11 protein-coding genes are annotated in these 11893 nt (G+C 31.3%); 2 read left to right on the top strand and 9 right to left on the bottom strand.

Annotated elements, in window-relative coordinates; translation table 11 throughout:
• Positions 1 to 130: 130 nt before the first annotated feature.
• The 9 genes from bsh to Q0138_RS04075 all read right to left on the bottom strand — a co-directional run bounded on the left by bsh (position 131) and on the right by Q0138_RS04075 (position 10923).
• Positions 131 to 1108 (bottom strand): choloylglycine hydrolase, encoded by a 978-nt coding sequence (gene bsh, locus Q0138_RS04115; RefSeq protein ID WP_297981311.1) that lies wholly within the window; start codon positions 1106 to 1108, stop codon positions 131 to 133.
• A gap of 401 nt (positions 1109 to 1509) precedes the next feature.
• Complete coding sequence (locus Q0138_RS04110) at positions 1510 to 2460, bottom strand: ARPP-1 family domain-containing protein (RefSeq protein ID WP_297981308.1); 951 nt, start codon at positions 2458 to 2460, stop codon at positions 1510 to 1512.
• 210 nt (positions 2461 to 2670) lie between these two features.
• A complete protein-coding gene (locus Q0138_RS04105; protein WP_297981305.1) occupies positions 2671 to 3033 on the bottom strand; it encodes a hypothetical protein in 363 nt (120 codons plus the stop codon).
• A gap of 355 nt (positions 3034 to 3388) precedes the next feature.
• The gene (locus Q0138_RS04100) at positions 3389 to 3988 is read right to left on the bottom strand and encodes a MarR family transcriptional regulator (RefSeq protein ID WP_297981302.1); all 600 of its coding nucleotides are present in this window, start codon (positions 3986 to 3988) and stop codon (positions 3389 to 3391) included.
• Between the two features lie 103 nt (positions 3989 to 4091).
• Complete coding sequence (locus Q0138_RS04095) at positions 4092 to 5897, bottom strand: ABC transporter ATP-binding protein (protein ID WP_297981299.1); 1806 nt, start codon at positions 5895 to 5897, stop codon at positions 4092 to 4094.
• The gene (locus tag Q0138_RS04090; protein ID WP_297981295.1) at positions 5894 to 7648 is read right to left on the bottom strand and encodes an ABC transporter ATP-binding protein; all 1755 of its coding nucleotides are present in this window, start codon (positions 7646 to 7648) and stop codon (positions 5894 to 5896) included. Before Q0138_RS04090 ends, Q0138_RS04095 begins: the two co-directional genes overlap by 4 nt.
• A 190-nt stretch (positions 7649 to 7838) precedes the next feature.
• A complete protein-coding gene (locus tag Q0138_RS04085; RefSeq protein WP_297981292.1) occupies positions 7839 to 8561 on the bottom strand; it encodes a 2Fe-2S iron-sulfur cluster-binding protein in 723 nt (240 codons plus the stop codon).
• Entirely contained in the window at positions 8561 to 10315 is a 1755-nt protein-coding gene (locus Q0138_RS04080; protein ID WP_297981289.1) for an FAD-dependent oxidoreductase, read from the bottom strand. Before Q0138_RS04080 ends, Q0138_RS04085 begins: the two co-directional genes overlap by 1 nt.
• Positions 10316 to 10527: 212 nt before the next feature.
• Positions 10528 to 10923 (bottom strand): hypothetical protein, encoded by a 396-nt coding sequence (locus Q0138_RS04075; protein ID WP_297981286.1) that lies wholly within the window; start codon positions 10921 to 10923, stop codon positions 10528 to 10530.
• A 324-nt stretch (positions 10924 to 11247) separates the two neighbouring features.
• Between Q0138_RS04075 and Q0138_RS04070 the strand changes: the two genes are divergently transcribed.
• Both Q0138_RS04070 and Q0138_RS04065 read left to right on the top strand, forming a co-directional pair.
• Positions 11248 to 11610, top strand: a complete 363-nt coding sequence (locus tag Q0138_RS04070; RefSeq protein WP_297981282.1) for a rubredoxin-like domain-containing protein — start codon at positions 11248 to 11250, stop codon at positions 11608 to 11610.
• Positions 11611 to 11659: 49 nt separating this feature from the next.
• The coding region (locus tag Q0138_RS04065) for a hypothetical protein (protein ID WP_297981279.1) at positions 11660 to 11893 on the top strand (234 nt) is incomplete at its 3' end.

Here is an 11893-nt window from a genome sequence, read left to right as displayed (position 1 = left end):
TCCCTACACGACGCTCTTCCGATCTAATTCTTAAAAAAATGAAAAAATTTAAAAAAAAAGCATGAAAATAAATTAATCAATTTAAAAACGAATAAAAATAAATTAAATTATTAAAATTAATTTATTTTATTTAATTAACAAAATTTATTTGAGCTTCATTAATCAAAGGATAATTAATCAAAGCTTCGCCGTTTAAATCTTCCTTATTCAAGTCTACAGCAGTAATTTGATGATTGTCATAGGTTTTATAATACAATATGCCCTTGTCAGTATTGTAACAGGATGAATATATAGTGTATTCATACAAATCTGGATCATCAATGAAAGTCAATCCCTTTTGCTGTTCCACAGAAGCTAAAATATGGAAGAATTGGGAAACGCTTTCACCTTCACTGCTTCCTGAAAAGGAGTTTTCCTTGGTAAATGCAACCTTTGCAAATCTGGAAGCTGAAGACAAATCACCAGGAAGTCCGATTGCACCCATGCCTCTGCTGTAGGTATCCAATTCCAAATCCTTTGCAAAGGTGTTTTCAGGAGTTTTAACTGATAGGTTTCTATAATTGTTTAAATTAAAGAGCTGCAGGTCAAAGGTCGGATTATTGGTCAATACACCAACAGGATTTTCATAAACCTTCAAACCATCTTCCAAAGGTTCAACGATGATGGAAGAGTTCCTATCTGAAATCATCCAGTGAAGAGGGGATAAAGGCAATTGTTCTGAGAAATTAATGTTTACCAAATTGAGGTTTTCCAGAAGTTCCTTAACATCTTCAACAGACTCTGATTGAGACAAAAGGTAAGGAATGAATTCAAATGGAGTTACATTAACCATATCCTCTTCGATTTCCCTATAGACAGCATTTCCTGCAAAGTTTAAACCGGCAATAGCTACACCCTTTTCATTACATGCATCATAATAAAGAGGATAGGCATCAACTCCTGCTGTAATTCCAATAATTGCAAAATGAGTCTTCATGTTATCAATTTTTCTAAATTCAAATTCATAGTTTCTTGGAGTTATGCAAACTCTTTCAAAATATGAAATTTCATAATCAAAATTTCTTCCGAAATAATGATCTTCGGTTAAATATTCGCTTGCAGTACACATAATAACTAATATGTTTTCAAAGTATATAACACTTAACCTATACAAACATTAAAAATAGAAAATATTGATAAAATTAAGTAATATTTTTTAAAAAAATATGAAAATCGTTTAATTTTAAAAGGATAAAATGAAAAATTTATAAAAATTATTTTTTGTAAAAATCTTAAAAAAAATAATAAAAAAACAATTCTTAAAAATTACAAAAAAGGAGAAAAAAATGAAAAAATAATAAAAAAACAAATCTTAAAAATTGCAAAAAAGGAGAAAAAAATATGAAAAAAATAATAAAAAAGCAATTCTTAAAAATTGTTAAAAAGGTGAAAAAATGAAAATGATATTTCACTAAAATCAATCAATTAATAAATGAAATATTTTTAAAACAATTTCACTAAAATCAATCATTAATAAGCCAAATCATCAAAAACTAAATCATCATCACCATCATTGGAATATCCCTTAACGTCAAGAGTTAAATATTGCAATTGAATATTCTCCTCCTCAAAGCTAAAGTAAGATCCAATGCCTGATTCATTCTTAAACATATAAGCCTCACCTAATTTAGAGTCCTTTTTAATAAATTCAGAATCCTTAATACTGCTTAAAAGAGAATGAATCTCCCTTTCATAATCAACATCATCTTTTCCATCACCCTCAAAGGAATCCCTGTCAATGATATAACTTTTCAAAATCTTTTCATGATAAACCTCATATATGGAAGGATTATAAAAAATCTCAATTCCCTTGATTTCACCATTGATGAAAACAATTATTCCGTTTTGACCTTCAACAGTATTGAAATTTTTCAAAGCATCCTCAATTTCAACATTGACTTTTTCATAGGTTTCAGCCATTGAACTGGTATCTGACCTAAAATTATGCCTTGTCTGCAATTCATCAATTTCACGCCAAACATTCATTTGAGAACTCTTATTATAAAACTTATCAGCAGTTAAATGAGATCTTGTATTATGATTTGCGAAATTATTGGATTTTCTAAAATTATCAGTATATAGCCATCTGCCTCTTTCGGTACAGTTTACTGAAATATTTTCAGAGCTTTTAGCTTCAATAATTGTGGTTTGGGTAATTATTCTGTTTTGTTTAGAACCTACAACCTCATCCCCTTCAAAAAGAATCAAAGGAGAGATTGAGTTGTTTACAACAAGTAAAGTACCTACAACACCACTTTCACTTACTTCCTTAACTTCAACAAGTCCCATTTCCAAACCTTTTTCCAAAGTTAAAAAATCAATTTTATAATTATAATCGGTTTTAATAGGAACCGCAGTTATATTTTCAAAATTTTGAGTACCTAAAATACTTATATTTTCAATTACGGATTGCACATCCATTATAACACCCCAATTTATAAGTTTATTATTTTAAAAAAAAATTTTTTTTAAATTAATTAAAATAATTTAAATTAAATTAAAAAATTAAAAAAACAACCTAAATAAAAAAAATTAAGTAAAAATTTCAATGAAAATAAAAAAAACAACCTAATTAAAAAAAAATTAAGTAAAAATTTCAATGAAAATTTAAAAATAATTTAAATAGTTTCATTAATCATCAGCCAATAAAAAATTAATGTCAGATGCAGGATCTTTTTTTAATTCATCAATTTCATCATCAGATAAAACCTCTGCAATAATGGAATGATTTCCAATAAATTTAACTTTTGCAAAGTCCTTATTGTCAGTTATTTTATCATAAAGACGACCAGCACTCATGGTGCCCTTAATAACAGTAGAAGTACTGTTTGCAACATAAGCAACCTTACCTGCATGTCTCATTTCACATGCAATGGCTTCCAAGTCATGTATATTATCAGGTTCCTTGACCAATTTTATAATGGAACCTATCTTAAAGACTTTATGGCCATGATGATTGTTAAATCCTACTAAAGTAATAAACATTTGATCCATATTTAACCCCCTATTTTTTAGTTAAGATTTCTTATTAGTATAATGAACGCCATAGTATATAAATATAATCAATTTTTTTAAAAACTTAACAAAAATAAAATGCAAATATTGGAAAATAAGTTAAAAATTAAAAACAAACCTAAATTAATAAAATAATTGAAAATTAAAAACAGCGCGAAACTATTAAAAAAATAATTGAAAATTAAAAACAATACAAAAAAATATTAAAAAAATATTATGAAAAAAATATTATGAAAAAAATGAAAAAAATAATAATAAAAATTAAAAAATATAAATAAAAATCATCAAGTTTATCTAAAACAGTCGTAAAATTGAGCAAATATGATTTAAACATTCATCTAAAGCAATCTTCAAAATCAAGATCATCAAAATACTTTTTAAAAATTTCTTCTCTTTGCCTTTTCATCCTCTTGAACTTTTCAGGATTTTCTTCCTTTATCTTATTATGCAATTCAAAACTTATTTTACTTATGCACTGGTCAAAAAATCTCTTTTCTTCTATTGACAGGCAATTGAAAACCTCAATGTCCCCGGACTCTTTAAACTTGTATTCCTTACCCTTTTTTGTTAATCTGATAATCAAAATCCTTTTATCATCTGAAGATGGAAGCTTTTCTATATATCCATTTTGCTCCAGCTTATTCAAGGATTCGTTTAAAGAACTTACACTAATGTTGAAGAGTTCAGACAATTCCTTTGTAGAAAAACCATCCTTGACCTTTAAAAGAGAAAGAATTCTGCCCTGTCCACGAGAGAGATTGCTGATTTTAGAGGAACAACTCTTGTTTCTTCTCTCAAAGGCTACAGACAAGACATTAAACTTATGATACAATAATTTGTTTTCATCCAAGCCATCCCCCGTACAATCAAATTCAATCAAAGAAAATGGATTTTTGGACAAATAGCAAAAATCCTCCTTAAATTCATTATTCATAAAATCAACCTATATCTAAAACTTTTTTATAAGTCAAAACCTTAAGTTATTTCTTTTCTAACTTAAGTGTTCCTCTCTTTTCTGACTGTTTAATAATACTAACTTAAGTAAGTTCCTCTCTTTTCTGACTGTTTAATGTATTATAATAATATCCTTTTCTGGCCAATAGCTCATCATGAGACCCTTCCTCAATTATCCTGCCGTCATCAATTACAATGATCTTGTCTGCATTCTTGATTGTGGAAAGCCTATGCGCTATTATAAAGCTTGTCCTATTTTCCATCAGCTTGTCCATTCCCTTTTGAATCAGTTTTTCAGTTCTTGTATCAACAGAGGAAGTTGCCTCATCAAGAATCAAAATCTGCTTTTTGGAGAGAATTGTCCTTGCAATTGTAAGCAATTGCTTTTGACCATGGGAAATATTGTCTGAATCCTCATTCAACATTGTTTGATAGCCATCTGAAAGCTGTCTTATAAAGTCATCTGCATAGACCTGTCTGCAGGCGTCGATTACCTCATCATCACTTGCATCAAGTCTTCCATAGCGAACATTATTCAGGATGGAATCTGAAAATAACCATGAATCCTGAAGAACCATTCCAACAAGAGATCTTAAACTGTTCTTTTCATATTTGTTGATGTTTTCCCCATCAATCTTTATCTCACCTGAATCAAGGTCATAGAATCTCATGAGCAATTTAACGATTGTGGTTTTTCCAGCTCCGGTTTCACCTACAATAGCTATCTTATCCCCCTTTTTAACTGTAAATGACAGGTCCTTAATGATTTTTTCACCTTCAATATAGGAAAAGCTTACGTTTTCAAAGGAGATTGAGTCATTTATCTCAGCAATTTCAATTTCTGAGCTGTTTTCCTCATCATCAAGATCTAAAAACTCAAAGATTCTTTCACTTGCAGCCATTGCAGTTTGGACAAGGTTCATGACCCTTGTAATCTGATTGATTGGCCTTGTAAAGTTTTCAACATATTGGAAAAATGCAAGAATATCCCCAACTGCAATTACCCTTTGAAGAGCGAAAATAGCTCCCAAAACCGCTATGATAACATAGGCCAGATTAGAGATGAAATTCATTGCAGGACCGTTTAGGCTTGAGAAAAACTGTGATTTCCATTCTTCCCTAAACCAGTTTTCATTATCCCTCTCAAAGTTCTCAATTGCCTTATGCTCACCATTGAATGCTCGTACAATGTCATGGCCTGTAAATGTCTCCTCAATCTGAGAGTTTAAACTACCCTTAAAGACAAGCTGCTTTAGGAAATAACTTTGGGAATGTTTTGTAATGAATCTAATCATTAAAAATGAAATTGGAATCAAAACAACAGTTATTAAAGTCATCCAAATGTTGATGTAAAGCATCATTGCAACAACCCCAACAATTGTGATGATTGCAGTCATCATTTGCAAAAAGGATTGTGTAATTCCTGTTTGAAGCGAATCTATATCATTTGTAATCCTTGAGAGAATATCTCCTCTCTTATTCTCATCCACCTTTTCCATAGGCAAATGGGTAATCTTTTCAATAAGCCGTGACCTTAAGTCATAACTGATTTTTGTTGAAATCTCTACAAGGAAATAGCTTTGAAGATATGAAAATATGGAACTTATCACATAAAGAATGACAACCATTGAAAGGAAAAAGAAAAGTCTGTCAAAATCTATTGTTCCTGTGTGATTCAGTATCAGATTTATTCCATCAAAGATTGTTGTTGTGGCCATACCTATAAGCAATGGGCTTATTACTGAAAAGAGGGTTGATATGACTGCACATATAACTGTTAAAACCAATTTGAGTTTATAGTCCTTCAACAGTGAAAAGATGTTTTTGAGAGCCTTCCTATTATCCACAGGCTTTTCAGGAGGTTTTCTTCTTGCTGGAGGAGGACTCATAATTTCACCTCCCCAATAAAGGGATTGTCAATTTTGAAGGAGGGTGAATCAAGATCCATACTGTCAACTTGTGATAAAACAATCTCCTGATATATACTGCAGCGATTATTCAGCTCATCATGAGTTCCCTTATCAATTATTTCACCTTTATCCATCACGATTATCTCATCTGCATCCATAATTGTTGAAATCCTTTGGGATACAATCAATATGGCTGCATCACTGCAATAGGTGTCCAGATTGCCTTTGATTTTAGCCTCAGTGTTCATGTCCAATGCTGAAAAGCAATCGTCAAATAGGTAAAAGTCACAGGATGCAAGAATTGCCCTTGCAATTGAAAGCCTTTGCTTTTGACCTCCTGAGAAATTGCTTCCGCCTTGATTTACCTCATCATCAAGGGAACTTATGAAGTCAACCTGAGCCAATTCCAATGCCCTTTCAATCTCCTCATCTCTAGCGTCCTCCTTTCCGGACTGCATGTTTGACCTTACTGTCCCCTGAAAGAGAATTGCCTTTTGAGGAGTGAAACTTATCTTGTCACGAAGCGCCTTAAGGGTGTAGTTCCTAATATTTATTCCATTTAAAAGGATTTCACCACCTGAAGCATCCTGAAGACGTGGAATAAGGTTTAAAATGCTTGATTTTCCACTTCCTGTTCCTCCAATGATTGCAGTTGTTTTGCCTGGCTCCAATTTAAAGTTAATGTCCCTTAAGGTTTCCCTTTCACTGCCTGGATATTTGTATGAAACATTTGAAAATTCAAGGGTGGAATTATCCTCCACATAATCGATTTCACCATCTGTGATTGTTATTTCAGTGTTTAAAACCTCTGCTATACGCCTGCCTGAAACAAGGATTCTTGGAAGCATGATGAAAAATCCTCCAATCAAAAGGAAGGATGTTACGATTTGTGTTGAATATTGAATGAAAGCAATGATATCCCCTGTAAGTATGTTCCCAGCCAATGCATCATATGCGCCAAAGTAAAGAATCAATACAATCATCAGGTTCAATATCAGACTCATTGCAGGCATCATGACAAACATGTTTCTGTAGACATAAAGGTTAACGTCCAAAAAGTCCTTATTAACCTTTTCAAAACGTTCCTCTTCTCTTTCTTGCCTTACAAAAGCCTTTATAACAGGAATTCCCATCAGTATCTCCCTTGAAGTCCTGTTCATGCGGTCAATGATTTCCTGTGTAATCTTAAAGTAGGGAAGGACCCTTAAAACAATGACAAGAAGAAGGATTGCAACAGCCAAAAATGTTACAAGTATAATCCATGAAAGACTGGTTCCAAGCTCAAATGCCTTGATAATACTTCCAACACCAAGTATAGGTGCAAAAAGAAGTGTGGTGAAAATCATTCCAATCACATTCTGCATCTGGTTAACGTCATTTGTTGAACGGGTGATGAGGGATGATCTTGAAATGCTGTTTAGCTCATGGTTTGAAAAGCGAAGAACCTTCCTATAGATTATGCTACGCAGGTCCTTAGCATATGAAGATGAAACACGGCTTGAAAAATAGGAAATGAATACTGTTGCTATAACTGATAAAATGACCATAAGCATCATATTCATACCGACATTAAGTATAAAGTCAACATTAGATTCCTGAATACCTATATTTACAATATCTGCAGTATAGGAAGGTAATGTCAAATTACAATACGCCTGTGCAATCAAACAGATAAAAATAATTATTATTTGAGGAATATACCTCTTTATAGGCCTAATCAAATTTCTCATAACAATCTCCAAAAATATTCTTACAGGTACCTATAAGAATTTTATATTATTTAAAAGTTTTTAAATAAAGTTTAGGGTTTAAATAAAATTTTTAAAAAAAAGAATAAAATAAAATAAAATAAAATAAAATAAAATAAAATAAAATAAAATAAAATAATAAAAAAATTGAAAAGGAAGATATAAATGCCAATTATTTAATATAATCCCAAATGTTCCAAACCAATTTCTTGTTCATTTTAGAAATAGCCCTTTGAGTATCTATTTTCATTGGACAAACGTCATCACAAACCAATGATTTTACACAGCCAGAATAAAAATGCTTTTCATATTCTAATTTCATTTCTTCCTTATGTTTTTTATCTTTTTCCTGTAAAGCTAATTTTGCAGAGGAAACGGCAAGAGCAGCACCCATAAAATCATCTTCACCATCATAATTTGGACATGCTTCCAAACAACATCCGCACAAGAGGCATTGTGACATTTCATATTCAAAAGGAATCTCATCCCCATTTATCTTTGCAGATGAATTAATCCACTGTTTAGAATCCTTTAAGGACTCATAGATTTTTGTCCTATCTATTTTTAAATCCTCAATTACAGGAAACTTGGATAAAGGTTCAATCCGTATCTCCCCTCTTGCTTTTGTAGCAATTTCCTCATTAACAAAACATTTACAAGCCAATTGAGGAAATCCATTAATAACCATTGCACAACTGCCACATAAGCCCTGAAGACAGCTGCAAGACCATTTGATTGCATCCACCTCTTTTCCATCAGCATTCAAAATAGGATATTGGCTATTCAATCTTTCAAGCAATGAACTTACAGTGATATTTAAATCACCATCATAATAAAACCTTTCATAATAAGGCTCATCACCCTTTTGCATCTTAATTAAAACAGAAAGAGACATCAGACATCACCCTCTAAAGCATTAGATTTATCAACGCTTAATTTTTCAACAATATCCTTAAACTGAATCACCACTTCATTTGACATATACATTGCAGAAGTTGTTTTCTTATAATTTAAATCATCCCTTTCAGGATATTCCTCTCTTTGATGAGCTCCTCGACTTTCCTTTCTATTTAATGCACTTAAAACCATAGTCTTTGAAAGTAAAATCAGGACAAAAACTCTCAAATAATCATAATAACTATTAAAACTGTCCATCCTTAAGATGCTTCCCATAATAGAATCATATAAATCATCCAATTCAATCAAGGCATTATTCAAATCATTTTCATTTCTAATGATGCCCATGGACTTTTTACTAATTTCAGCTATTTTATTTTCAATTGAAACAACGGAACAATTAAAATCCGCCTGATTTTTCCACTTCTCGAAGGATTCCATTTCATTATTTAATTGAGAAATTGCCATTTCTTCCATTTCATCTAAAGAAAGTGACAGATCATTTTCCTTAAGAGATTCCCTTGCAGCAATGTATCCTCCATGAACTGCACCTAAAAGGGAATTTCCTCCTAAACGATTAGCTCCATGATACTGACAGGAACATTCTCCTGCAGCATAAACTCTTTTGATATTGGTCTTATGATTTTCATCAGTCCTTATTCCTCCCATAAAATAATGAATTCCCGGATAAACTGGAATTGGCTCTTCCTTAGGATTTATATTAAGATATTGAGTGCAGGTTTCATAAACCTCATCTAATTTTACATCTATTATTTCCTCATCCAAATGGCTAATATCCAAATAAACCTGATTTTTACCCTCAATTCCCAAACCTAATTGATTGCAAACCTTAAATATACTTCTTGAAACTACATCACGAGGCATCAGTGCTCCAAATTCAGGATACCACTCCTCCATGAAATACCATGGACTTCCATCCTTAAGGACATATAATCTTCCCCCTTCACCACGTGCAGCCTCTGTAATCAACATTCTTTTTACACTTGTTTCCACTGTAGTGGGATGGTATTGTATCATTTCCATATTTCCCAATTCAATGCCCTGCATGAATAGGCGTCCGGTAGCAAAACCATCATTTAGAGTGGAACCGGAAGTTTTGGAAAAGACCTTGTTCATGCCTCCGCTTGCAATAATTATTGAATCTGCGAATAATTTTTTGATTTCATTTGTATCCCTATTGATTATGAATACGCCTATAGCTTCCTTTTCATTGCTTAAATCCCCAGAATCATTATCATCCCTTAAAATCAAAGAAAGAAAAGACCAATTATAAAATGTTTTTACATTAGATTCAGCTTCTTTTCGACGAAGAAGAGTATCCAATGAATTAACTATCTGTTTTCCAGTACGTGCCCCAGCATATGCAGTTCTTTTCTTCTTTTGACCACCAAAATATCTTAAATCTATATTCCCATCAGGATCCCTTGTAAAACTTGTTCCAATAGAAGCCAAGTATTCCACAAGTTTTGGAGCATCCTCACATAATCTTTTAACTGCAATAGGATGATTTAATTCATTTCCTCCATTAATGGTGTCATTATAATGATTTAAAACAGAATCATTTTCATTTTTAGTATTTAAAGATGCATTTATCCCACCCATTGCCATAACTGATTGGGATTGGTGAGAAATAGCTGGGGACACCAGACTAACTCTTGCACCAGCATCTGCAGCAGTTATTGCAGCAGTCAATCCTGCAATTCCAGAACCTATAATTATAATATTTTTCATTATATGCCTCCATTAATCTTTAAAACACTAAGTGTATCTAAAAACTTAAATTAAAATCAAACAATAAATCAATAAAACCAAAACACCAAAGAACTCAATTAAATCAAACAAATAAATAAATCAATAAAACCAAAACACCAAATAAAAAATCATACAAGCAAATAAAATCATATAATCAAATAAAATCATCAAAGAAATTTGCTCCCTTTAATCTAAAATAAATAAAACATAATCTCTGCCAATAGCAAGATTAAAAATATTAAAACAACAAGAATATTAACGATCTTTTTAACCTTACGATAGCTGCCTTTTTCTACTAAAAATCCTAAGGAAACTAATAATTTAGGAATGCTAACTCTCAAATGTAATAAAAGTGATATAAACAATAAATTATCAACTATAAAATGAACTAAAGATATGCTAAATCCAAAACTTGATTCAAGAGAATATAAAGAATATGAAACAACATGTAAACTGGCAAATAGGACTATAAAAATTCCTGTGATAATTTGCTGATGTGTTTCTGTTATGATATCCCTGTAAAGATTAATTTTCTTCCTTTTACGATGATCCTTATAAAATAAATATAAACTGACAATAATATGCATTAATACAAGCCAGAACAATCGTCTCCCTGCAATTTTGAAATCAGGCGAATAATCAATGAAATTGTATAAATACAAAACGCTTAATAAAGCATGTTGAATTAAAAATACAAATATTAAAATTACAATTAATGCATTCAACCTTCTTAAGGTTAGAACACTTTTAATTTTTTCTTTAAAATTCAAAATATATGGATTTGTTATTTTCTTACACTTTTATTAGGTGTAGGTGCAGGAATTACTACATCATTATTAGGAAAAAATTTAACTTTATATTACCCTAATAAAAAAGGATTAATAGTAAGTTTATTTGGAATGGCTCTTATTTTGGTTGCTGGACTTTTTTTATTAATAGGTGAAAAAATTATTTCACCTACACCTGAGACTTTAGGAGAAAATGAAGAAGTTGTTCAAAGTCTTATTAGTGAAGTTCCTTATATTGCCTTTTTAATGACAACTATCTTTGCACCCTTTATTGAGGAAATGATTTTTAGAAAAAGTTTACAAGATTGTTTTAAGAATAAAACTCTTTATAAAAAGAGCACAAAATTCAAGTGGAAGTGCACCAACTGCGGACATGAATCGGAACTTACCGAAGCATGGAAAAAATGCCCACTTTGTGGAATGCCACAAGGCATGGTTCTTATTGTTATTGACGAAAGTCCAAAAGGAACAGTGCTACCATTATGATGCATATGCTACATAATGGTGTTTTAACAATTTTAGCGATGGTGATATAATGACTAGTCGTGAAGAAAGAAATAAAGTTTTAGAAGATGAAATCAAAAAAGAGCAAGCCATTAATACTAGCAAAAAGATTCTTAAAATACTTTTTATCACTATTTTAGTTTTTTCAAGTATATACTTATACACTTACTTTATTGGTGTTAAATTTATTAAAACGCATGAATATGTCATTAAGGACAATATGCTTCCACAAAGTTTTAATGGTATTAAAATCTTACATTTCTCT

The organism is uncultured Methanobrevibacter sp., assembly GCF_937906425.1.
Lineage (GTDB): Archaea > Methanobacteriota > Methanobacteria > Methanobacteriales > Methanobacteriaceae > Methanobrevibacter.
Note: the sequence above shows the minus strand (reverse complement) of the source record. Positions and strands in the feature narration are given on the sequence as shown.

Coding starts and splice junctions, on each gene's coding strand:
- Q0138_RS04110 (WP_297981308.1), bottom strand. CDS start 2,460: ATGGATGTGCAATCCGTAATTGAAAATATAAGTATTTTAGGTACTCAA.
- bsh (WP_297981311.1), bottom strand. CDS start 1,108: ATGTGTACTGCAAGCGAATATTTAACCGAAGATCATTATTTCGGAAGA.
- Q0138_RS04085 (WP_297981292.1), bottom strand. CDS start 8,561: ATGTCTCTTTCTGTTTTAATTAAGATGCAAAAGGGTGATGAGCCTTAT.
- Q0138_RS04105 (WP_297981305.1), bottom strand. CDS start 3,033: ATGGATCAAATGTTTATTACTTTAGTAGGATTTAACAATCATCATGGC.
- Q0138_RS04080 (WP_297981289.1), bottom strand. CDS start 10,315: ATGAAAAATATTATAATTATAGGTTCTGGAATTGCAGGATTGACTGCT.
- Q0138_RS04095 (WP_297981299.1), bottom strand. CDS start 5,897: ATGAGTCCTCCTCCAGCAAGAAGAAAACCTCCTGAAAAGCCTGTGGAT.
- Q0138_RS04100 (WP_297981302.1), bottom strand. CDS start 3,988: ATGAATAATGAATTTAAGGAGGATTTTTGCTATTTGTCCAAAAATCCA.
- Q0138_RS04090 (WP_297981295.1), bottom strand. CDS start 7,648: ATGAGAAATTTGATTAGGCCTATAAAGAGGTATATTCCTCAAATAATA.
- Q0138_RS04075 (WP_297981286.1), bottom strand. CDS start 10,923: ATGCATATTATTGTCAGTTTATATTTATTTTATAAGGATCATCGTAAA.